This is a genomic window from Pseudomonas putida (genome assembly GCF_001976065.1).
Lineage (GTDB): Bacteria > Pseudomonadota > Gammaproteobacteria > Pseudomonadales > Pseudomonadaceae > Aquipseudomonas > Aquipseudomonas serbica.
Genome location: NZ_MNAH01000007.1, coordinates 243,177 through 264,793, shown reverse-complemented (window position 1 = coordinate 264,793; position 21,617 = coordinate 243,177). Strand labels below are relative to the sequence as shown.

Sequence of the window (21,617 nt, the reverse complement as noted above, 5' to 3'; positions counted from 1 at the left end):
CAGACACGGGACTCAAAGTCCCGTGTCGGCGCAGCAAGTGTTAAACGGCGACCGCCGATTCTTCGAGGAAGTCCTGGGCGAAGCGTTGCAACACGCCGCCAGCCTCGTAGATCGACACTTCTTCAGCGGTGTCCAGGCGGCAGGTCACCGGCACATCGACGCGCTCGCCGTTCTTGCGATGGATCACCAGCGTCAGCTCGGCACGTGGGGTGCGGTCGCCGATCACGTCGTAGGTTTCGCTGCCGTCGATGGCCAGGGTATGACGGTTGGTGCCCGGCTTGAACTCCAGCGGCAACACGCCCATGCCCACCAGGTTGGTGCGGTGGATACGCTCGAAACCTTCGGCGGCAATCGCTTCGACACCCGCCAGGCGCACGCCCTTGGCCGCCCAGTCGCGGGACGAACCCTGACCGTAGTCGGCACCGGCGATAATGATCAGCGGCTGCTTGCGATCCATGTAGGTTTCGATCGCTTCCCACATGCGCATCACTTTGCCTTCCGGCTCGACGCGGGCCAGGGAGCCCTGCTTGACCTTGCCGTTTTCCTGGACCATTTCGTTGAACAGTTTCGGGTTGGCGAAGGTTGCGCGCTGCGCGGTCAGATGGTCACCCCGGTGCGTCGCGTAGGAGTTGAAGTCCTCTTCCGGCAGGCCCATTTTCGCCAGGTATTCGCCGGCGGCGCTGTCGAGCATGATCGCGTTGGATGGCGACAGGTGGTCGGTGGTGATGTTGTCCGGCAGTACTGCCAGCGGGCGCATGCCCTTGAGCGGACGCGCGCCGGCCAGTGCGCCTTCCCAGTACGGCGGACGGCGGATGTAGGTGCTCTTCTCGCGCCAGTCGTACAGCGGCGCGACTTTCGGGCCAGTGTCTTCGTGGATGGCAAACATCGGGATGTAGACCTGGCGGAACTGCTCCGGCTTCACCGAGGCTTTCACCACGGCGTCGATTTCTTCGTCGCTCGGCCAGATGTCTTTCAGGCGGATTTCCTTGCCATCAACCACGCCCAGCACATCCTTCTCGATATCGAAACGGATGGTACCGGCGATCGCGTAAGCGACGACCAGCGGCGGCGAAGCGAGGAACGCTTGTTTGGCGTACGGGTGAATCCGGCCGTCGAAGTTACGGTTGCCGGACAACACGGCAGTGGCGTACAGGTCGCGGTCGATGATCTCTTGCTGGATCACCGGATCGAGCGCGCCGGACATGCCGTTGCAGGTAGTGCAGGCGAAGGCTACTACGCCGAAACCGAGCTGTTCCAGCTCATCGGTCAGGCCGGCTTCGTCGAGGTACAGGGCGACGGTTTTCGAGCCCGGTGCCAGGGACGATTTGACCCAAGGCTTGCGGGTCAGGCCGAGCTTGTTGGCATTGCGCGCCAGCAGGCCGGCGGCGATCACGTTGCGCGGGTTACTGGTGTTGGTGCAGCTGGTGATGGCGGCGATGATCACCGCGCCGTCGGGCATTTGCCCCGGCACATCGTCCCACTGCCCGGAGATGCCTTTGGCAGCCAGGTCCGATACGGCCACACGGGCGTGCGGGTTGCTCGGGCCGGCCATGTTGCGCACGACCGAAGACAGATCGAAGGTCAGGCCGCGCTCGTATTGCGCGCCCTTGAGGCTGTCTGCCCACAGACCGGTGGTCTTGGCATAGTTCTCGACCAGTTGCACCTGCTCGTCTTCACGACCGGTGAGCTTGAGGTAGTCGATGGTCTGCTGGTCGATGTAGAACATCGCCGCGGTGGCACCGTATTCCGGAGCCATGTTGGAAATGGTCGCGCGGTCACCCAGGGTCAGCGCCGCGGCGCCTTCGCCGAAGAACTCCAGCCATGCACCGACCACTTTCTGCTTGCGCAGGAACTCGGTCAGCGCCAGCACCATGTCGGTGGCGGTGATGCCCGGTTGCAGTTTGCCAGTCAGTTCAACGCCGACGCTTTCCGGCAGGCGCATCCAGGAGGCACGGCCCAGCATCACGCTCTCGGCTTCCAGGCCACCGACACCAATGGCGATCACGCCCAGCGCATCGACGTGCGGGGTGTGGCTGTCGGTGCCGACACAGGTGTCAGGGAATGCCACGCCGTCACGTACCTGGATCACCGGAGACATTTTCTCCAGGTTGATCTGGTGCATGATGCCGTTGCCTGGCGGGATCACGTCGACGTTCTTGAACGCCTTCTTGGTCCAGTTGATGAAGTGGAAACGGTCTTCGTTGCGACGGTCTTCGATGGCGCGGTTCTTCTCGAACGCCTCCGGATCGAAACCACCGCGCTCGACGGCCAGGGAGTGGTCGACGATCAGTTGCGTCGGCACCACCGGGTTCACTTGCGCAGGGTCGCCACCCTGTTGGGCGATGGCGTCACGCAGGCCGGCGAGGTCGACCAGCGCGGTCTGGCCAAGAATGTCGTGGCACACCACACGAGCCGGGAACCACGGGAAGTCGAGGTCGCGCTTGCGCTCGATGAATTGCTTCAGGGATTCGGTCAGCGTGGCCGGGTCGCAGCGACGCACCAGGTTTTCCGCCAGCACGCGGGAGGTGTACGGCAGGGTGTCATAGGCGCCGGGCTGGATGGCCTCGACCGCCGCGCGGACGTCGAAGTAATCCAGGTGGCTGCCGGGAAGCGATTTACGGAATTCTGTGTTCATCGTCGGGACTCGGTCACGGTAGTTTCAAAAGGCGGGGCCTGGCATGGCTCCTGAATTGAACGCGGACCTCTGTAGGAGCCGGCTTGCCGGCGAATGCGGTGGGTCAGGCAACAACGATGTTGAATGACAAACCGCCTTCGCTGGCAAGCCAGCTCCTACAGGGTCACCGGTTCATTCAGTGACCTGTGCAGGCATTCCCACCATTCAGCGTTGTTCGATTGGCACGAACTTGCGCTGTTCGACGCCGGTGTACTCGGCGCTCGGGCGGATGATGCGGTTGTTGGCACGTTGTTCGTACACGTGGGCCGCCCAGCCAGTCAGGCGCGAGCAGACGAAGATCGGTGTGAACAACTTGGTCGGAATGCCCATGAAGTGGTACGCCGAGGCATGGTAGAAGTCGGCGTTCGGGAACAGCTTCTTCTGTTCCCACATGGTGGCGTCGATGGCTTCGGATACCGGGAACAACACCTTGTCGCCCACTTCGTCGGCCAGTTTTTTCGACCAGCCCTTGATCACCTCGTTGCGCGGATCGTTGTCCTTATAGATCGCGTGGCCGAAGCCCATGATCTTGTCCTTGCGCGCCAGCATGCCGAGGGTGCCCTCGACCGCCTCTTCAGGCGACGAGAAGCGCTCGATCATTTCCATCGCCGCTTCGTTGGCGCCGCCGTGCAGCGGGCCACGCAGCGAGCCGATGGCCGCAGTGATGCACGAATACAGGTCGGACAGGGTCGACGCGCACACACGGGCGGTGAAGGTCGAGGCGTTGAATTCGTGCTCCGCGTAGAGGATCAGCGAAACGTTCATCACCTTGACGTGCAACTCGCTCGGCTTCTTGCCGTGCAGCAGGTGCAGGAAGTGACCACCAATGGACTGCTCGTCGCTGACGCACTCGATGCGCTTGCCTTCGTGGCTGAAGCGGTACCAGTAGGTCATGATCGCCGGGAAAGCAGCCAGCAGGCGGTCAGTCTTGTCGTGCTGCTCGGAGAAGTCGTTTTCCGGTTCCAGGTTGCCCAGGAACGAGCAGCCCGTGCGCATCACATCCATCGGGTGGGCGTCGGCGGGGATGCGTTCCAGCACTTCCTTGAGCGCTTGCGGCAGGTCACGCAGCTTGCTCAGCTTGGCGATGTAGGCGCTCAGTTGCGCCTTGCTCGGCAGTTCGCCGTACAGCAGCAGGTAAGCGACCTCTTCGAACTGCGCGTCAGCCGCCAGTTCACGTACGTCATAACCACGATAGGTCAGACCGGCACCCGACTGCCCCACGGTGGACAGTGCGGTTTGCCCGGCTACCTGGCCACGGAGCCCGGCGCCACTGAGTACTTTTGCTTCGGCCATTTCTGCCTCCAATTTCTTGAATTTATTAGGGAGTTAATCGACTTACTTTTTCGCGGCGAACAACGCATCGAGCTTCTGCTCGAAGGTGTGGTAGTCGATGCGATCGTAAAGCTCCATGCGGGTCTGCATGGTGTCGATGACATTCGCCTGCGTGCCATCGCGGCGCAGCGCGGTGTAGACGTTTTCTGCGGCCTTGTTCATGGCGCGGAAGGCCGACAGCGGGTACAGCACCAGCGACACATCGACAGCCGCGAGTTGTTCGGTGGTGTACAGCGGCGTCGCGCCGAATTCGGTGATGTTGGCCAGGATCGGCGCTTTCACACGGCTGGCGAACAGCTTGTACATCTCAAGCTCAGTGATGGCTTCCGGGAAAATCATGTCGGCGCCAGCTTCGATGCAGGCAGCAGCGCGATCCAGGGCAGATTCCAGGCCTTCCACCGCCAGGGCGTCGGTACGGGCCATGATCACGAAGCTGTCGTCGGTACGGGCATCGACTGCAGCCTTGATGCGATCGACCATTTCCTGCTGGGTCACGATCTCTTTATTAGGACGGTGGCCGCAACGCTTGGCGCCGACCTGGTCCTCGATGTGAATCGCCGCGGCGCCGAACTTGATCATTGACTTCACGGTACGGGCTACGTTGAAGGCCGAGGAACCGAAACCGGTGTCCACGTCCACCAGCAGCGGCAGGTCGCAGACGTCGGTGATGCGGCGCACGTCGGTCAGCACGTCATCCAGGCCGGTGATGCCCAGGTCCGGCAGGCCGAGGGAGCCGGCAGCCACCCCGCCACCCGACAGGTAGATCGCCTTGAAACCGGCGCGCTTGGCCAGCAGCGCGTGGTTGGCGTTGATCGCGCCGACCACTTGCAATGGATGCTCGCTGGCGACCGCATCGCGGAAACGCTGGCCTGGAGTGCTCTTGTTCAAACTCATGACTCACCTCGTTTGGCTGTCGGGTTGGCGCCGTCCTGATAATGACGGGCGATGTTGCGTTTGGAGGCGCCGATGTGACGGCGCATCAACAACTCGGCCAGTTCACCGTCACGGTCGGCGATGGCATCGAGAATTCGGTGGTGCTCGGCAAAGGCCTGGTGTGGCCGATTGGGCGTGGTGGAAAACTGGATGCGGTACATGCGCACCAGTTGATACAGCTCGCCGCAGAGCATTTGCGTCAGGGTGCGGTTACCGCTGCCCTGGATAATCCGGTAGTGGAAGTCGAAATCGCCTTCCTGTTGGTAGTAACCGCGACCGGCCTGGAAGGCCTCGTCGCGCTCGTGGGTTTCGAGGACGCGGCGCAGTTCGTCAATCTCTTCGACGCTCATGCGCTCGGCGGCCAGGCGACAGGCCATGCCTTCAAGGGATTCGCGGATTTCGTAGAGCTCGATCAACTCGGCATGATTGAGCGACACCACCCGCGCCCCGACGTGCGGCACGCGCACCAGCAGACGCTGGCCTTCCAGACGGTGGATGGCCTCGCGCAGCGGGCCACGACTGATGCCATAGGTCCGGGCCAGCTCCGGCTCGGAGATCTTGCTGCCCGGAGCGATATCACCCTTGACGATGGCCGCCTGAATGCGCCGGAAGACGTTCTCGGAAAGTGTTTCCGAGTCATCCTGAACGATGAGCGGGGGATCCAGTTGATCCAACATATTGTCGACACCTTGAAAGCCAGTGCCGCAAAAACTAACCAAAACAGGCGCGCCAGTCAAAGGATAATTAGATATTGTCGACAATCGTCTAATAACCGCCCGCACCATAACCACGCACGACCCTCTGGTTATAGCTGCCCGCCAGCGGTGGCGCCATCAACCCACCGTGCTAGAATGCCGGCCGCATTTGTCTGTCACATCTGCACGGCTTGTCATAAGTTGCTGATAGGCCTACGAGGGAGCTTGCGCAGCGATGCCAGGGCCTTGAACCGAAATACGCACCGCTGCGCACCAGGATTTATGAGACTCAAGCCCTTCTCCACACTCCTTTATTGTCTTTGCCTGCCCGGTTTTGCCGTGGCGGGGGAAAAGACCGTATATGGCCTCAATGAATACGCATCGCTGGGTGGCATCGACCTCGAAGTCGCCGCCAAACTCGATACCGGCGCGAAAACCGCGTCCCTGAGTGCTCGCGACATCAAGCGATTCAAACGCAATGGCGAGTCCTGGGTGCGCTTCTACCTGGCCATCGACGCGGCCCATTCGCACCCGATCGAACGACCGCTGGCCCGTGTCAGCAAGATCAAGCGCCGGGCCGGTGACTACGATCCCGAAGAAGGCAAGAAGTACACCGCCCGTCCGGTGATCGAGCTGGATATCTGCATGGGTTCGGCTTTACGCAGCATCGAAGTGAACCTGACCGACCGTAGCGCGTTCCAATACCCGCTCCTGATCGGCTCCGAAGCACTCAAACGCTTCGATGCGCTGGTCGACCCCAGTCTTAAATACGCTGCCGGCAAACCCGCCTGCGCCACCGACGCTCATACCGCCGAGTAATTCAAATGCGCTCTCTTACCCTTCATCTGAAAATGCTGATCGCCATCCTGGTGGTGTTGGGCATTTCAGTCACGGCCTACCAGATCTTCGTACTCGGCATTCCCGTGACGGAAGACGCCACCGACGACTTGTGGAACATCGACGCCAAGGTCGAGTTCGTCGCCAGTGCCAAGGACCCGGTCAAGATCCAGATGTTCGTGCCACCGCTGAGCCGCGATTACGTGAGCCTCAACGAAAGTTTCATCTCCAACAACTACGGCGTGGCCGTCAACCGTGTCGACGGCAACCGCAAGGTCACCTGGTCGGCACGCCGGGCCAAAGGCAACCAGACTCTTTATTACCGCCTGGTGCTGACCAAGCGCTACACCGCGGAAAAAGCCAAGATCAAGGGCCCGACCTTCCGCGACAGCATTGCCGTCGAAGGCCCCGAGAAACTCGCCGCCGAAGCGCTGTTGGCACCAATTCGCCAGCACTCGGCCGACGTCGAGACGTTCATCAGCGAAGCGATCAAGCGGGTCAACAACAGCAACGACGACAATGCCAAGATGCTTCTGGCCGGTGACCCGACACCGGCCCACAAGGCGAAGATCGTCGAGCTGCTGTTGTCCATCGCCCACGTCCCGGTGGAAAAAGTCCACACCATTCGCCTGGTGGCTGACCAGCCGCAAACCCCGGAACTCTGGCTGCGCAGCTTCAACGGCACCGACTGGCTGTACTTCAACCCGGAAACCGGCGAACAGGGCCTGCCCACCGACCGCCTGTTGTGGTGGACCGGCGACGAAAACCTGATCACCGTCGATGGCGGCAAGAAGGCCACTGTGACCTTCAGCATGAACAACAGCGAGATGAACGCCATTCGCCTGGCCAAGCTGACCGACGAGAACACCGACGCCAACTTCCTCGAATACTCGCTGTACGGCCTGCCGCTGCAAACCCAGCAGACCTTCATGATCATGGTAATGATCCCGATCGGCGTGCTGGTGATCCTGATCCTGCGCAACCTGATCGGCCTGCAGACCCTCGGTACCTTTACCCCGGTGCTGATCGCCCTGGCTTTCCGCGAGACCCAGCTCGGCTTCGGGATCGTGCTGTTTACCATCATCACGGCGCTGGGACTGTCGCTGCGCTCCTACCTTGAACACCTGAAGCTGCAAATGCTGCCGAGGCTGTCGGTGGTGCTGACGTTCGTGGTGGTGCTGATCGCGGCCATCAGCCTGTTCAGCCACAAGCTCGGCCTGGAACGCGGACTGTCGGTGGCGCTGTTCCCGATGGTGATCCTGACCATGACCATCGAACGCCTGTCGATCACCTGGGAAGAACGCGGCGCCAGCCATGCCATGAAAGTGGCGATCGGCACCTTGTTCGCGGCCTCCCTCGCGCACCTGATCATGAGCGTTCCGGAACTGGTTTACTTCGTGTTCACCTTCCCGGCGATCCTGCTGATCCTGGTGGGCTTCATGCTGGCCATGGGTCGTTATCGCGGCTACCGCCTGACCGAACTGGTACGTTTCAAAGCCTTCCTGAAGAAGGCTGACGCTTGATGTTCGGCTTCTGGAAGACCTGGAAAGCCCTGGAAGCCCGGGGCATCATGGGCATCAACCGGCGCAACGCAGACTATGTGCTCAAGTACAACAAGCGCAGCCTGTATCCGATCGTCGATGACAAGATCATCACCAAGGAACGCGCGATTGCCGCCGGCATCCATGTGCCGCAACTGTATGGCGTGATCTCCACCGAGAAGGAAATCGACAAGCTCGACGAGATCATCGGCGAGCGCAACGACTTCGTGATCAAGCCGGCCCAGGGCGCTGGCGGCGACGGCATCATTGTCATCGCCGACCGCTTCGAGGGCCGCTATCGCACAGTATCCGGGAAGATCATCAGCCACGAAGAGATCGAGCACCATGTCTCCAGCATCCTGACCGGGCTGTATTCCCTCGGCGGGCACCGCGACCGGGCATTGATCGAATACCGGGTGATTCCGGACCAGATCTTCAAGAGCATCAGCTATGAGGGCGTGCCGGACATCCGCATCATCGTGCTGATGGGCTACCCGGTGATGGCCATGCTGCGCTTGCCCACCCGCCAGTCCGGCGGCAAGGCCAACCTGCACCAGGGCGCCATCGGCGTCGGTGTCGACCTGGCCACAGGCCTGACCTTGCGCGGCACCTGGCTGAACAACATCATCGCCAAGCACCCGGACACCACCAACGCGGTGGATGGCGTACAACTGCCCTACTGGGACGGTTTCATGAAGCTCGCCGCGGGCTGCTACGAGCTATGCGGGCTGGGCTACATCGGTGTCGACATGGTGCTGGACCAGGAGAAAGGCCCGCTGATTCTCGAGCTCAACGCCCGGCCGGGTTTGAACATCCAGATTGCCAATGATTGCGGGCTGACGTTGCGTACCCATGCCGTCGAGGCGCGGCTGGAAGAGCTGAAGGCCCGTGGTGTGACTGAAACCGTAGAAGAGCGGGTGGCGTTTGTGCAGGAGATGTTTGGGCATATTCCGCCGGTTGAGGGCTGATCCGAGACCGCGTTGCTGCCATCGCCGGCAGGCCAGCTCCCACAACCCTGTAGGAGCTGGCTTGCCAGCGATGGCGGCCGAATTGCCAATGAAGTACCCAACCTGCCAATCCCCGACATACCCTCTAGGAGCAATTCCCCGAGAGGACTACAATCGCCACCCCGCCTCCATGGCTGATCTCTCCCGCCCATGCCGACCTGTTCCGTACACCCGCTGCCCTATCGCGCCAACCCCGCCGACTACTTTGCGGCCATTCGTCATGCCCCCGGTGCCGTGCTGCTCGACAGCGGCCGGCCCAGTGCCGAGCGCGGGCGCTTTGACCTGCTCAGCGCCTGGCCGCTGGACGAATTGACGGTCGCGCCTGACGAACGTGGCAGCGATTTCCTGCAACGCCTACGCAATAATCTGGCGCGCCTGGGCGAAGCGACGCTTGCCCATGACCTGCCTTTCGCCGGCGGCTTGATCGGCTACCTGAGCTACGACTTCGGCCGCCACCTGGAAAACCTGCCGAGCCGAGCCCTGGATGACCTGCATTTGCCGGATGCGCGGTTCGGCCTGTACGCCTGGGCACTGATCAGCGATCACCAGCAGGCCACCAGCCAACTGGTGTTCCATCCGACGTTGGCCGACAGCGAACGTCAGCGTTTGATCGAGCTATTCACCCAGCCGACCGCGGACGCGACTGAGCCATTCAGCTTGCAGGCGCCAATGCATGCCGACCTGAGCGCTGAACAATATCGCCAGGCGATCGAGCGCATCCAGCAATACATCCAGGCCGGTGACTGCTATCAGGTCAACTTCGCCCAACGCTTCCGCGCGCCCTGCCAGGGTGATCCATGGACAGCATACTGCGCGTTGCGCCTGGCTTGCCCCACGCCGTTTTCCGGCTTCCAGAGCCTGCCCGACGGCGGTGCGGTGCTGAGTCTGTCGCCAGAACGTTTCGTCAAAGTCAGCGAGCGCCTGGTTGAAACCCGCCCGATCAAAGGCACGCGCCCACGAGGCCTCACGCCTGCCGAAGACGCGGCGAACGCAGCTGAACTGCTGGCCAGCCCCAAGGACCGCGCGGAAAACCTGATGATTGTCGACTTGCTGCGCAACGACCTCGGCCGCACCTGCCGCACCGGCTCGGTTCGTGTGCCTGAGTTGTTCAGCCTGGAAAGCTACCCGAATGTGCACCACCTGGTGAGTAGCGTGACCGGCGAACTGGCGGATGATCGGGATGCGCTCGACCTGATCGCCGGCAGCTTCCCGGGCGGCTCGATTACCGGCGCACCGAAAATTCGCTCGATGCAGATCATCGACGAGCTGGAACCCACCCGACGCGGCCTGTATTGCGGTTCATTGCTGTATCTGGACGTGCGCGGCGAGATGGATAGCTCCATCGCCATCCGCAGCTTGCTGGTCAAGGATGGACAGGTGTGTTGCTGGGGCGGCGGTGGAATCGTCGCGGACTCCGAGTGGCAGGCCGAGTATCAGGAATCGATTACCAAGGTGAAGGTGCTGCTCGATACCCTGCAAGGCCTTTAAAGCTTCGCCGGCAAGCCGGCTCCTGCAGGGATCGTGATGCTCCTGTAGGAGCCGGCTTGCCGGCGAAGGAGTCAGTTCAGACGACTACAGACTCAAGGTACGGTTGGAAGCCTTGATGAATTCCTGCTTCAGCTCTTCAAACGTATGCACCGCCGGAAACTGCGGGAATTCGGCGATCACGTTATCCGGCGCATGGAACAGAATCCCGGCATCCGCCTCACCCAGCATCGTGGTGTCGTTATAGGAATCCCCCGCCGCGATTACCCGGTAGTAGAGGCTCTTGAAGGACAACACCGACTGGCGCTTGGGATCTTTCTGGCGTAACTGATAGCCCGTGACGCGCCCGCTGTCGTCAGTGACCAGACGATGGCAAAGCAAGGTCGGGAAGCCCAGCTGACGCATCAGCGGCTGGGAAAACTCGTAGAAGGTGTCCGACAGGATCACCACCTGGAAGCGCTCGCGCAGCCAGTCGACGAACTCGACGGCACCGTCCAGCGGCTTGAGGGTCGCGATCACTTCCTGGATGTCGGCAAGCTTCAGGTCGTGTTCGTCGAGAATCCGCAAGCGTTGCTTCATCAGCACGTCATAGTCGGGAATGTCCCGAGTGGTGGCCCTGAGGGATTCGATCCCGGTTTTTTCCGCGAAGGCGATCCATATTTCCGGGACCAGCACACCTTCAAGATCCAGACAGGCAATTTCCACAAGACACTCCCATTGGTATTGTTCATTGAGTCGAGCGAGCCCGAACTCTAGCGACAACTCCACCACCGCGCAACGCAGAGGACGCCCCGGCCCCTGCAGCTTTTTGTTACCATCGGCCCCATATAGAGCGCCAAGCGCCACCGACCTGTAGGAAGCCGCCCTGATGAGCCCAACGTTCGACGTCGTGGAACTCGCCACGACCTATGCCAACAAATCTGCCCAGGACATTCTCAAACTCGCGTTTGCCGAGTTTGGCGATGAACTGTGGATATCTTTCAGCGGCGCCGAAGACGTGGTGCTGGTGGACATGGCCTGGAAGCTGAACAAAAACGTCAAGGTATTCAGCCTCGACACCGGCCGCTTGCATCCCGAGACCTATCGCTTCATCGATCAGGTGCGCGAACACTACAAGATCGATATCGAATTGGTGTCGCCGGACTACACCAAGCTGGAACCGTTCGTGAAGGAAAAAGGCCTGTTCAGTTTCTACAAGGACGGTCATGGCGAATGCTGCGGCATCCGCAAGATCGAGCCGCTGCGTCGCAAGCTGTCTGGCGTGAAGGCCTGGGCTACCGGCCAGCGCCGCGACCAGAGCCCCGGCACGCGCAGCGCCGTAGCCGTGATGGAAGTCGATACCGCGTTCTCCACCCCGGAACGCACCCTGTACAAGTTCAACCCCCTGGCACAAATGACCAGCGAGGAAATCTGGGGCTATATCCGTATGCTCGAACTGCCGTACAACAGCCTGCACGAACGCGGGTTCATCAGCATCGGATGCGAGCCGTGCACCCGCCCGGTGCTACCGAACCAGCACGAGCGTGAAGGTCGCTGGTGGTGGGAAGAAGCCACGCAGAAAGAATGCGGGTTGCATGCCGGCAATATCATCAGCAAGTCCAAAGCCTGATCTCTCTGCAAATCCCCCTGTAGGAGCAAGCTTGCTCAGGATTCGTGACCGAGCCGATAAATGTGTACACAGGAATGTCACCATAGGTGCCATTTATGTGTGCACTTTTAATTTACACGCCCCAAAAAGTTACATCCTCCTTTCCTGACTTCCCCAGTCGATCAAACCCAACAATCCCGCTGAAAAATAAATACCTGTTCAAACGGTCAATTTATATTTCCGATTTTTCAATCACTTGGCGGAAATCCATAACAAAACGAAATGAGCAGCGCATTTCATATATCTCCCGACTGGCACGCATCTCGCTTAAGTGCATACATGTTTTGTATACAATAAATCCAAAACATAAAAACACTTAGATCCGCAAGCCTGAAGCGCCCTATCCCGTACAGGCTGCAGATGCCCCGTAACCAATGATATTCGCCACCCGCGACGAAGATTGCCGAGCAAAGGCTCAAGCACAGTCATCGCGGCGTCGAGCATCAGGAGCCTGCCGGAATGCGTACAAGTCTCTCCAATAACAATGTCGCGCTGGATCTACCCTCCTCCCACGTCACCCAGACAGCTTTTGGGCAATCGCTTGAATCCTCTGTCGTGCTCAGCCCCCGCCTGCACAACAAGGACCTGGCGCCAACGAAGGCGGAAGGCCGGCGCTGGGGTCGCTACAGCATCTTCGCGTTGTGGACCAACGATGTGCACAACATCGCCAACTACTCGTTTGCCATCGGCCTTTATGCCCTGGGCCTGGGCGGCTGGCAGATTCTCCTGTCCCTGGGCATCGGCGCGGCGCTGGTGTATTGCTTCATGAACCTGTCGGGCTACATGGGCCAGAAAACCGGGGTGCCGTTTCCGGTCATCAGCCGCATCAGTTTCGGCATCCACGGGGCACAGATTCCCGCTTTGATCCGCGCTGTGATCGCCATCGCCTGGTTCGGAATCCAGACCTACCTGGCCTCGGTGGTCTTTCGGGTGTTGCTGACCGCCATCCATCCCGGTTTCGCCGAGTACGACCACGACTCGATCCTCGGTCTGTCGACACTGGGTTGGGTGTGTTTCGTCTCGATCTGGTTGGTGCAGTTGGCGATCCTCGCCTATGGCATGGAGATGGTGCGGCGCTACGAAGGGTTTGCCGGGCCGGTGATCCTGCTCACCGTCGCCGCCCTTGCCGCCTGGATGTACTTCCAGGCCAATGCGACCATCGCCTGGTCGATCCGCGAGCCGCTGGGCGGTGGCGAGATGTGGCGCAATATCTTTGCCGGCGGTGCGTTGTGGCTGGCGATCTACGGCACGCTGATCCTCAACTTCTGCGACTTCGCCCGCTCTGCGCCGTGCCGCAAGACCATCAAGGTCGGCAACTTCTGGGGCCTGCCGGTGAACATCCTGGTCTTCGCCGCCATCACAGTCCTGCTCTGTGGCGCGCAATTCCAGATTAACGGCCGGATCATTGAAAGCCCGACCGAGATCATCGCCTCGATCCCAAATACCTTCTTCCTGGTCCTGGGTTGCCTGGCGTTCCTGATCGTCACCGTGGCGGTCAATATCATGGCCAACTTCGTCGCCCCGGCCTTTGTCCTCAGCAACCTGGCGCCCAAGTACCTGACGTTCCGCCGTGCCGGGCTGATCAGCGCGACAATTGCCGTGCTGATCCTGCCGTGGAACCTCTACAACAGCCCACTGGTGATCGTCTACTTCCTCTCCGGACTCGGCGCCCTGCTCGGCCCGCTGTACGGCGTGATCATGGTCGACTACTGGCTGGTGCGAAAAGGCCAGGTCAACGTGCCGCAGTTGTACAGCGAAGACCCCAACGGCGCCTATTACTACAGCCGCGGGGTCAACCTGCGCGCGGTGGCGGCCTTCATTCCCGCCGCGCTGATCGCCATCGTCCTGGCACTGGTACCGGGTTTCCACCTGGTGTCGCCGTTCTCCTGGCTGATCGGCGCCGGGATTTCCGGGATGCTCTACCTGATCATCGCCAAGCGCCAACCCCACTACGCCGACGTCAGCGGTGAAGCAATCGCCGTGGACAACGTCAGCCACTAACTCCCTCGCGGCCCGGTTGCATCGGGCCGCTGAACCACCCGCTAGAAGGATTTCCCATGCGCATTCTCGTGGTCAACGTCAACACCACCGAATCCATTACCCAGGCCATCGCCCGCTCGGCCCAGGCCGTGGCCGCGCCCGGCACGGAGATCGTTGGCCTGACGCCGTACTTCGGAGCCGACTCGGTCGAAGGCAACTTCGAAAGCTACCTGGCCGCCATTGCGGTGATGGACCGGGTGATGGCCTACGACCAGCCCTTCGATGCCGTGATTCAAGCCGGCTACGGCGAACACGGTCGCGAAGGCCTGCAGGAATTGCTCAACGTACCGGTGGTGGACATCACCGATGCGGCCGCGAGCACCGCGATGTTTCTCGGTCACGCCTACTCGGTCGTTACCACCCTCGACCGCACTGTGCCGCTGATCGAAGATCGGCTGAAGCTGTCCGGGCTCTGGGACCGCTGTGCTTCGGTGCGGGCCAGCGGCCTGGCGGTGCTGGAACTGGAACACGAGCCGCAACGCGCACTGGAGGCCATCGTGCATCAGGCTGAACTGGCGGTGACCCAGGACAAGGCCGAAGTGATTTGCCTGGGCTGCGGCGGCATGGCCGGGCTGGATGAACAGATCCGCCAGCGTACTGGCGTGCCGGTGATCGATGGCGTGACGGCGGCGGTGACCATCGCCGAATCACTGGTGCGACTGGGGTTGTCGACGTCCAAGGTGCGGACTTATGCGACGCCACGGGCGAAGCACATCATTGGCTGGCCGGGGCGGTTTGGGCGCTGAATTCCCAACCTTGAACCGAGTCGCCCTCATCGCGAGCAAGCCCGCTCCCACAGGGGATTTGTGCAAGCCGCAGATCCAATGTGGGAGCGGGCTTGCTCGCGAAGGGGGCGCCTGGTTCATACCGCACTAAAACGCTGCCCCAACCCTCGCTCCGCAAACTGCTCAATAATGAAATCCACAAACGCCCGGGTCTTGCCGGGCAGCAGTTTGTGTTCGGCGTAATAGATGGAAATATTGCCATCATCGACATACCAGTCCGGCAGCACCCGCTGCAACGTCCCCGCCTCCAGATAACCCACCGCAAAGGGCATGCTCACCAGTGCAACGCCCAAACCCTGGACGGCCGTGGCGCAAGCCGCTTCCGAATCGCTCATGGTCATCCGTGCGTCGAGGGTCAAGGGACTGTGTTGCCGGGTGCGGCTGGTCAACTGCCAGGAGCGCACGCGACCGGTCTGCGGCGAGCGGATGAGGATGCCGTCGTGAAGCCTGAGATCGTCAGGCTCAAGGATCGCTTCGCGCGCCGCCAGGTAATCGGCAGAGGCCACCAGCACGCGATGGGCCGGTGTCAGCTTGCGTGCAACCACACCCTGCGGCAGTTCGAAACCGCCCCCGATCGCGGCATCGAAGCCCTGGGCGATCAGGTCTACCTGACGGTTATCGAAATGCCAGTCCGGATTGATCGCGGGAAAGCGCCGCAAAAATTCACCGAGTAACGGCACGATGTATAAACGCCCGAACACGGTGCCCATGCTGACCTTCAGGGTACCCGCCGGTCGACCTTCGGCGCTGGCCAGATTGGCCACGGCATTCTGGATCGTGAGCAGGCTGCCGCTAACTTCATCGAGAAACAGCTGACCGGCCTCGGTCAGCGTCAGGCTGCGGGTGCTGCGCTGGAACAGCCGTACGCCCAGTCGCGCTTCGAGCTTGGCCACGCTTTTACCTACGGCCGCCGGGGTCAGGCTCAACCGCCGTGCAGCCTCGGCAAAGCTGCCAACCTCGGCGCTGCGTACAAAGCATTCGATACTGCTGAAGGTTTCCATAGAGGGCCATTCTAAACTTCTGGTTTATACAGACTATCGCAATTACCCCCTACTCAGCCTGCAATCCTGATTCGATACTAGGCTCCATCAACCGGGACATCTCGCCTCGGGATTTTGGAGATCGATATGACTACTCAGAACCTCAGTGGCAAAGTGGCTTTGATCCAGGGCGGTTCCCGCGGCATCGGCGCAGCCATCGTCAAACGCCTGGCCGCTGAAGGCGCGACTGTCGCCTTTACTTATGTGAGCTCCACGGCCAAGGCCGAGGAATTGCAAGACAGCATCACCACTGCTGGCGGTAAAGCCCTGGCCATCAAGGCCGACAGCGCCGACGCCGATGCCATTCGTGGTGCCGTGAACGCTACCGTGGAAGCCTTTGGCAAGCTGGATATCCTGGTCAACAACGCTGGCGTGCTGGCTGTTGCACCGCTGGAAGATTTCAAGCTCGAAGACTTCGATCAGACCTTGGCCATCAACGTGCGCAGTGTGTTCATCGCCACCCAGGCTGCCGCCAAGCACATGACCGAGGGCGGTCGGATCATCAACATCGGCAGCACCAACGCCGACCGCATGCCGTTCGCCGGTGGCGGCCCTTACGCCATGAGCAAATCAGCGCTGGTCGGCCTGACCAAGGGCCTGGCCCGCGACCTCGGCCCCAAAGGCATCACCATCAACAATGTGCAGCCGGGCCCGGTCGATACCGACATGAACCCTGCCCACGGCGACTTCGCCGACAGCCTTATTCCGTTGATGGCAGTCGGGCGTTACGGCAAGGCCGATGAGATCGCCAGTTTCGTGGCTTACCTGGTCGGCCCCGAAGCCGGCTACATCACTGGTGCGAGCCTGACCATCGACGGTGGTTTTGGCGCCTGATTCTTGCAGGAGCGAGCTTGCTCGCTCCTACGACGCCCAGTCCAGTGCCGGCAAGCCACAGGCACCCGGCACAAATGCCTTCAACGAACGAAGAATGCCATCAGCATGGGCGTATTTTTCGTCGGCCATCGCTGCATCCGGAATCGCAATCGCCGTCATCCCCGCCGCTTTCGCTGCCGTGACACCAAATGGCGAATCCTCGAATACCAGGCAATCCTGCGGCTCGACACCCAAGCGTCGCGCTGCCGTGAGGAAGATATCCGGCGCCGGTTTGGCCGCACCGACTTGCGGATCATCGGCGGTGACGATGAAATCGAACAAGGCGAACCAGTCGCGGTGCAAGGTGGTTTTCTGGCCGAACGACTGGCTCGAGGAACTGGTACCCACCGCAATGGGAATGTTATGCGCCTTCAAGTGCCGGACCAGTTGTTCTGCACCCGGCATCGCCTGCGCCGTCGGAAAACGCTCGCGCATCAGCGGTTCGCGAATCACCAGAAACTCTTCGGCGCTGATCGGCAAGTCCAGCGCCTGCACCACGTAGCGCGCCAGATCACCTGCACCACGGCCGATGATGTTCTGTTTCACGCTCCAGTCGAACGTGCGTCCATAACGCGCGGCAATCGTGGCCGTGACCTCGGTATAGATCCCCTCGGTGTCCAGCAACAAGCCGTCCATGTCGAAAATCACGGCCTTGATCGGGCCGAACTCTTTGCGCGGTAAATTCATCGCATCTGATCCGTTTTCATGGCATCCCAGGCGGCTCAGGTACGGCCGGCTCCGCGACAGATTAAAGGTTTCAGCAGCATAACGATCAGCCGCGACCAAGAGCAACGGAGGATGACGCAAAAAGCCCGGCAAATCGCCGGGCTCGTCATTTCACTGTGGTTGATTCCTCAGCGGACTAACCGCCCGCTTTGCCATCCGCAGGCAGTGTGTCTGAGCCTTTGTCGGAAGCACTACCTGATCCTCCAGACCCACTCCCAGAACCGCTCCCCATCGAAGCGCCACCGCTGGTCGAACCATTTCCCGTCTCCGGGCGGGTGCTGCTCCCATTGGCATCGCCTGCATTGCCCTTATTGATGGAGCCGGGAGGCAGCGCATTCTCCGGGCCAGAGCCTGCATTCATTTCGGTGGACGGTGGCATCCCGCCCTTGTCGACGGGTGCATCGTTGCCAGAGGACTGGGAAAGTGCCATGCCTGACCCGAGCGACAACAGACCAGCCACTGTGAGGGCCATCCATCTTGACCTGGTCATGGTGCGTCTCCTTTACGAGTTGCATACCTTATGTCTGGCAGCAGCGCGATGGCGTGGTTGCCATTCATTCGACAGACGGTCTCGCACGAAGACGCGGATCAACTTGGCTCGCCGGAGGCATCCTCGCCAGCAATGTCCGGATCACTCGGGTCTGCTTCGACATCAGGGTCGGCGCGCTTGAGATCATCATTGGGAACCTGCTCGACCCCGGGCTCATCATCGGGCGGGCGCTGATCCCGACTCAAGGAATCGGTGGGCGAAGGCAGGGGGTATTCAGGGGTTTCGTCGATGTCGGAGACTTTTGGATCAGCGTGCATAAGACACCTCTCTAAGGGCCTGAAAAGCAGGCCCTGAACGTTGGAGGGGATAGTCGATCGTCAGGTTCGATCAAAGAGACCATCGGTTACATCGCAGATCGATGCCGTCAGTGATGCTTGTTTTTATGTTTGTTCTTGTGTTTATGGCCGCCACCGGAATGGGATCCGCCATTGTCGCTGCCCAGATTGTTGCCCACCGCACCACCGGCCGCGCCACCGAGGCCTGCACCAATGGTTGAACCGGTGGAGCCGCCCAGGCTGTTGCCAATCACCGAGCCACCCGCCGAACCCAAGCCACCACCCAGTGCGGCTTCGGTGCGACTGCCCTTGGGTGCGCCGATTGCACTACCGGCGGCGCCGCCGACACCAGCACCAACCGCGGCGCCTGTGCTGCCGCCCATTTGTCCGCCCACTACGTTGCCCAATGCACCGCCAATGCCACCGCCAACTGCTGCAGTACCGTCTCCTGCCGCCAGTACGAACGGTGTAAACAACAATCCAAAAACAAGCGCCGGCAACGTCAAGCGTTGAGTACCTGGGTATCGCACTGCATTGCCTTTGGTTTTCGGGGTCATGGTATGCCTCGCATTCTTCGGGGGTATGAAGCATTCGAGGCGTTAACTGCAGAAACGTTCAAAAACGCAAAAGCCCGGCATCGAGCCGGGCTTTTGTCGTGAACCCTTAAGGATCAGTGACGCTTGTGGCCGTGGGCCAGATTGCTGCCTACGCCACCGCCCAACGCGCCACCCAGGCCTGCGCCGATGGTCGAACCGGTCTTGCCACCCAGGCTGTTGCCGATCACCGAACCACCGGCAGCGCCAACGCCACCACCGATGGCAGCACTGGTACGGTGGCCTTTCTTGGCAGCAACCGCGCTGCCGGCTGCGCCTGCGACACCAGCACCAATCGCGGCACCGGTGCTGCCGCCCATGCTCTGACCAACGACGTTACCCAGTGCGCCACCCAGGCCGCCACCGATGGCAGCCGTGCCGTCGCCGGCCATTGCACCTTGAGCAACCAGAAGACCCAGAACCAGAGCAGGCAGTGTAAAACGCATGACAGAAACCTCAAAAATAGGGGATGAAATTCAAAGGGGCGAGATTGAATGCTTTAGAGGAGACAAAGTCCAGACATGCGCGCGCTCAAACCCGTTGTAAGCGACGGTTGGACAGCATTTTTGGAAAAGGTTTTATGGCAGGCAAAAAAAAGCCCGCTGGGGAACGGGCAGGATGTTGCTTCTAACGGATGAGTTGAGCCTACGTAGCGCCCTGTGAAAAGTTTGTGAAAACTCTCCCAATTAAATATTCATTCACATTTGCCCGCGATGGACGCTGACGATAACGCGTGTTTCCCGACGGAACGTGTCGCCTTCAAATCCATCGCGAGCAAGCTCGCTCCTACACACACAAAAATCCCGTTCGATGACGTAATGCTGTTCACTTAAGCATGGGGTTGTTAAGAACTGGATTGGGGGGATATCCATTGCTGCGGTAACGACCACTTATGGTTTCGCTCTTACAGCGAGTCACTTTTGGAAGAGCCCAAAAGTAACCAAAAGGCTCTTGCCCCACCACTCGGTGCCTCGCCTAGGCTCGGCATGCCCTCACTCCGGCATTGCTCCGTGGGTCGCCGCGATGGGCCATCCCTGGCCCAGCGCGGCTAAACCGGCGTCCTGCCGGTTTACCCACTACGCAATGCCTGCGTTCGGCCATCGTGGTTTAACGGGGCGCCACGATCAAAAGCAAAGCGAGGCGGCCTGACAGCCGACCTGAATTCTAGTGAACACGTTTCCCTGAAGGAGCGAGCTCTCACAATTGGATCGTAGACAGGTCCCTTAATCAGGTCGGCTGTCAGGCCGCCTCTCTTTTGCTTTGGCTTTTGATTTTCTTGCCCCCTCGAGAGGCCGAGTGGAGGTTCTGCGCAGTGGGTAAACCGGCATGGATGCCGGTTTAGCCGCGCTGGGCCAAGGATGGCCCATCGCGGCGGGCCCACGGAGCAGGACCAGAGCGAGGGTATGCCGAGCCACGGCGAGGCACCGAACGTCAGGGGCAAGAGCCCTTGGTTACTTGGGGCTTTTCCAAGTGACTCGCTGTAAGAGCGAAACCATAGGTGGCCGTTACCGCAGGAATGGATATACACCTGATCCAAATATGCACCTGGAGCCCTCCAACCTAAAGTGAACAGGGGTTTGCTCGCGGGTACAATTTACTGCCTGGCCGGTTCTGTAAGCTTGGGTAGGAATTTCCCCTTCAACACTCGACAAGCCTTGGTCTTTATCTTGAGGACCTTGGCCTGGTCTTCGCCGAAGCTGGCCACGTACTCCGTCTGGCCGCACTGAACGTAGTTGTTGATCGGATATTCTGCGCCGTCGTCTTCGATATACGGTTCAGTCATCGCTTCACCCCTCTCAAATACGCGATCGACACCGGCAAGCCCTTTGCACGAAAAATATCGATCACCAAGGATTCTGAGACTAGCCGGTCATTAACGGACTTGTAGTTCAGATGAGCGAATGCCCGACGAATGGGCAGGAACTTTCACCCCAGCCTGACCGCCGTTCCGGACGCAAAAACCACAACCATGCCGCCCTTCCCGGCGGGCATGCTGATCTGGTAATCAAGCCCTACCACCGCATCCGCTTGCAGTGCCCGCGCTCGCTCCCTGATCTCGTCGGTGGCCTGGATACGCGCCTCTTGCAACGCCCGCTCCAGGGTCTGGGAGCGTCCACCGAAAATATCCCGCATCCCGGCGAAAAGGTCGCGGACAACGTTGACGCCCTGGACGGACTCGGCACTGACGATGTCCAGGTAGGCAGTGATGTGTCGGCCTTCGACCGTGTGGGTTGTCGTCGTGATCATGGAATGTCCTTGTTGTTGCCCGCTTCGGCGTTCAGCTTGCGCTGTTCAGCCATCAGCTGGACGATTTTCACATGGACCTTTTCAAGTTCGGCCTGCTTCATGGTGAATTCCTGCATGGCGGTTACCTTTCCATCCTGGAGTGGGTCGCGTTGGGGGCTGTCATTTATTGTGCACCCGGAAAACATAAAACCAATACCCATTTCCCAGGCGACTTGTTTCAAGTGGCAGCCCCTATGAAAGCAGCTATCCATTTGATTCTTCCGGATGACGTCCCACACGCCGATCCCGTTTCCTACGAAAATTTCAGAATTGTCTTCGCTCTGTGACCTGACGCAA

General features: G+C 60.4%; 21 protein-coding genes. 8 read left to right on the top strand and 13 right to left on the bottom strand.

Going from position 1 to position 21,617, the window contains the following annotated elements:
* Positions 1–40: 40 nt before the first annotated feature.
* From acnD to BKX96_RS23270, 4 genes are all read right to left on the bottom strand, one after another.
* A complete protein-coding gene (acnD, locus tag BKX96_RS23285) occupies positions 41–2,635 on the bottom strand; it encodes a Fe/S-dependent 2-methylisocitrate dehydratase AcnD (RefSeq protein WP_046816180.1) in 2,595 nt (864 codons plus the stop codon).
* Positions 2,636–2,839: 204 nt separating this feature from the next.
* Complete coding sequence (prpC, locus tag BKX96_RS23280; protein WP_046816179.1) at positions 2,840–3,967, bottom strand: bifunctional 2-methylcitrate synthase/citrate synthase; 1,128 nt, start codon at positions 3,965–3,967, stop codon at positions 2,840–2,842.
* 42 nt (positions 3,968–4,009) lie between these two features.
* Positions 4,010–4,900: a methylisocitrate lyase gene (gene prpB, locus BKX96_RS23275; protein ID WP_046816178.1), complete on the bottom strand. Its 891-nt coding sequence runs from the start codon at positions 4,898–4,900 to the stop codon at positions 4,010–4,012.
* A complete protein-coding gene (locus BKX96_RS23270) occupies positions 4,897–5,613 on the bottom strand; it encodes a GntR family transcriptional regulator (RefSeq protein ID WP_178134434.1) in 717 nt (238 codons plus the stop codon). The genes prpB and BKX96_RS23270 overlap by 4 nt, the downstream gene beginning before the upstream one ends.
* Before the next feature lie 303 nt (positions 5,614–5,916).
* Here BKX96_RS23270 and rloA point away from each other — a divergent pair, with 303 nt between their 5' ends.
* The 4 genes from rloA (at position 5,917) to pabB (ending at position 10,507) form a co-directional block, all read left to right on the top strand.
* Positions 5,917–6,453, top strand: a complete 537-nt coding sequence (gene rloA / locus BKX96_RS23265) for a retropepsin-like aspartic peptidase RloA (RefSeq protein WP_046816176.1) — start codon at positions 5,917–5,919, stop codon at positions 6,451–6,453.
* Positions 6,454–6,458: 5 nt separating this feature from the next.
* Positions 6,459–7,994, top strand: coding sequence for an osmotic stress tolerance membrane protein RloB (gene rloB, locus BKX96_RS23260; RefSeq protein ID WP_046816175.1), 1,536 nt, complete (start codon positions 6,459–6,461; stop codon positions 7,992–7,994).
* Entirely contained in the window at positions 7,994–8,980 is a 987-nt protein-coding gene (locus BKX96_RS23255) for an alpha-L-glutamate ligase-like protein (RefSeq protein ID WP_077185570.1), read from the top strand. The genes rloB and BKX96_RS23255 overlap by 1 nt, the downstream gene beginning before the upstream one ends.
* Before the next feature lie 189 nt (positions 8,981–9,169).
* On the top strand, positions 9,170–10,507 hold the full coding sequence (gene pabB / locus BKX96_RS23250) for an aminodeoxychorismate synthase component I (RefSeq protein WP_046816173.1): 1,338 nt from the start codon (positions 9,170–9,172) through the stop codon (positions 10,505–10,507).
* Between the two features lie 84 nt (positions 10,508–10,591).
* Here the strand turns inward: pabB and thrH are convergent, their stop codons facing one another.
* On the bottom strand, positions 10,592–11,209 hold the full coding sequence (gene thrH / locus BKX96_RS23245) for a bifunctional phosphoserine phosphatase/homoserine phosphotransferase ThrH (protein WP_077185569.1): 618 nt from the start codon (positions 11,207–11,209) through the stop codon (positions 10,592–10,594).
* Positions 11,210–11,372: 163 nt separating this feature from the next.
* Here thrH and BKX96_RS23240 point away from each other — a divergent pair, with 163 nt between their 5' ends.
* The 3 genes from BKX96_RS23240 (at position 11,373) to BKX96_RS23230 (ending at position 14,938) form a co-directional block, all read left to right on the top strand.
* Positions 11,373–12,113, top strand: a complete 741-nt coding sequence (locus BKX96_RS23240; protein WP_046816171.1) for a phosphoadenylyl-sulfate reductase — start codon at positions 11,373–11,375, stop codon at positions 12,111–12,113.
* 498 nt (positions 12,114–12,611) lie between these two features.
* Positions 12,612–14,153: an NCS1 family nucleobase:cation symporter-1 gene (locus BKX96_RS23235; RefSeq protein WP_077185568.1), complete on the top strand. Its 1,542-nt coding sequence runs from the start codon at positions 12,612–12,614 to the stop codon at positions 14,151–14,153.
* Positions 14,154–14,209: 56 nt separating this feature from the next.
* Positions 14,210–14,938: an aspartate/glutamate racemase family protein gene (locus BKX96_RS23230; protein WP_046816169.1), complete on the top strand. Its 729-nt coding sequence runs from the start codon at positions 14,210–14,212 to the stop codon at positions 14,936–14,938.
* A gap of 116 nt (positions 14,939–15,054) precedes the next feature.
* Here the strand turns inward: BKX96_RS23230 and BKX96_RS23225 are convergent, their stop codons facing one another.
* Positions 15,055–15,978, bottom strand: a complete 924-nt coding sequence (locus BKX96_RS23225) for a LysR family transcriptional regulator (protein WP_077185567.1) — start codon at positions 15,976–15,978, stop codon at positions 15,055–15,057.
* 126 nt (positions 15,979–16,104) lie between these two features.
* Here BKX96_RS23225 and BKX96_RS23220 point away from each other — a divergent pair, with 126 nt between their 5' ends.
* Positions 16,105–16,851, top strand: coding sequence for a 3-oxoacyl-ACP reductase family protein (locus BKX96_RS23220; RefSeq protein ID WP_046816167.1), 747 nt, complete (start codon positions 16,105–16,107; stop codon positions 16,849–16,851).
* Between the two features lie 27 nt (positions 16,852–16,878).
* Here the strand turns inward: BKX96_RS23220 and BKX96_RS23215 are convergent, their stop codons facing one another.
* The 7 genes from BKX96_RS23215 to BKX96_RS32500 all read right to left on the bottom strand — a co-directional run bounded on the left by BKX96_RS23215 (position 16,879) and on the right by BKX96_RS32500 (position 21,502).
* Positions 16,879–17,577, bottom strand: a complete 699-nt coding sequence (locus tag BKX96_RS23215; RefSeq protein WP_077185566.1) for an HAD-IA family hydrolase — start codon at positions 17,575–17,577, stop codon at positions 16,879–16,881.
* A gap of 627 nt (positions 17,578–18,204) precedes the next feature.
* The gene (locus BKX96_RS23205) at positions 18,205–18,423 is read right to left on the bottom strand and encodes a hypothetical protein (RefSeq protein WP_046816165.1); all 219 of its coding nucleotides are present in this window, start codon (positions 18,421–18,423) and stop codon (positions 18,205–18,207) included.
* 107 nt (positions 18,424–18,530) lie between these two features.
* Positions 18,531–18,998 (bottom strand): glycine zipper domain-containing protein, encoded by a 468-nt coding sequence (locus BKX96_RS23200; protein WP_046816164.1) that lies wholly within the window; start codon positions 18,996–18,998, stop codon positions 18,531–18,533.
* A 113-nt stretch (positions 18,999–19,111) separates the two neighbouring features.
* Positions 19,112–19,480 (bottom strand): hypothetical protein, encoded by a 369-nt coding sequence (locus BKX96_RS23195; RefSeq protein WP_046816163.1) that lies wholly within the window; start codon positions 19,478–19,480, stop codon positions 19,112–19,114.
* 1,148 nt (positions 19,481–20,628) lie between these two features.
* Entirely contained in the window at positions 20,629–20,817 is a 189-nt protein-coding gene (locus tag BKX96_RS23185) for a hypothetical protein (RefSeq protein WP_046816156.1), read from the bottom strand.
* Between the two features lie 143 nt (positions 20,818–20,960).
* Positions 20,961–21,281 (bottom strand): YbjQ family protein, encoded by a 321-nt coding sequence (locus tag BKX96_RS23180; protein WP_046816155.1) that lies wholly within the window; start codon positions 21,279–21,281, stop codon positions 20,961–20,963.
* Positions 21,278–21,502 (bottom strand): hypothetical protein, encoded by a 225-nt coding sequence (locus BKX96_RS32500; protein ID WP_143512462.1) that lies wholly within the window; start codon positions 21,500–21,502, stop codon positions 21,278–21,280. Before BKX96_RS32500 ends, BKX96_RS23180 begins: the two co-directional genes overlap by 4 nt.
* Positions 21,503–21,617 lie beyond the last annotated feature (115 nt).

Coding starts and splice junctions, on each gene's coding strand:
- BKX96_RS23185 (WP_046816156.1), bottom strand. CDS start 20,817: ATGACTGAACCGTATATCGAAGACGACGGCGCAGAATATCCGATCAAC.
- prpC (WP_046816179.1), bottom strand. CDS start 3,967: ATGGCCGAAGCAAAAGTACTCAGTGGCGCCGGGCTCCGTGGCCAGGTA.
- rloA (WP_046816176.1), top strand. CDS start 5,917: ATGAGACTCAAGCCCTTCTCCACACTCCTTTATTGTCTTTGCCTGCCC.
- BKX96_RS23215 (WP_077185566.1), bottom strand. CDS start 17,577: ATGAATTTACCGCGCAAAGAGTTCGGCCCGATCAAGGCCGTGATTTTC.
- BKX96_RS23230 (WP_046816169.1), top strand. CDS start 14,210: ATGCGCATTCTCGTGGTCAACGTCAACACCACCGAATCCATTACCCAG.
- BKX96_RS23255 (WP_077185570.1), top strand. CDS start 7,994: ATGTTCGGCTTCTGGAAGACCTGGAAAGCCCTGGAAGCCCGGGGCATC.
- BKX96_RS23220 (WP_046816167.1), top strand. CDS start 16,105: ATGACTACTCAGAACCTCAGTGGCAAAGTGGCTTTGATCCAGGGCGGT.
- BKX96_RS23235 (WP_077185568.1), top strand. CDS start 12,612: ATGCGTACAAGTCTCTCCAATAACAATGTCGCGCTGGATCTACCCTCC.
- rloB (WP_046816175.1), top strand. CDS start 6,459: ATGCGCTCTCTTACCCTTCATCTGAAAATGCTGATCGCCATCCTGGTG.
- BKX96_RS23205 (WP_046816165.1), bottom strand. CDS start 18,423: ATGCACGCTGATCCAAAAGTCTCCGACATCGACGAAACCCCTGAATAC.
- acnD (WP_046816180.1), bottom strand. CDS start 2,635: ATGAACACAGAATTCCGTAAATCGCTTCCCGGCAGCCACCTGGATTAC.
- BKX96_RS23225 (WP_077185567.1), bottom strand. CDS start 15,978: ATGGAAACCTTCAGCAGTATCGAATGCTTTGTACGCAGCGCCGAGGTT.
- BKX96_RS23180 (WP_046816155.1), bottom strand. CDS start 21,281: ATGATCACGACGACAACCCACACGGTCGAAGGCCGACACATCACTGCC.
- BKX96_RS23195 (WP_046816163.1), bottom strand. CDS start 19,480: ATGCGTTTTACACTGCCTGCTCTGGTTCTGGGTCTTCTGGTTGCTCAA.
- BKX96_RS23200 (WP_046816164.1), bottom strand. CDS start 18,998: ATGACCCCGAAAACCAAAGGCAATGCAGTGCGATACCCAGGTACTCAA.
- prpB (WP_046816178.1), bottom strand. CDS start 4,900: ATGAGTTTGAACAAGAGCACTCCAGGCCAGCGTTTCCGCGATGCGGTC.
- BKX96_RS23240 (WP_046816171.1), top strand. CDS start 11,373: ATGAGCCCAACGTTCGACGTCGTGGAACTCGCCACGACCTATGCCAAC.
- pabB (WP_046816173.1), top strand. CDS start 9,170: ATGCCGACCTGTTCCGTACACCCGCTGCCCTATCGCGCCAACCCCGCC.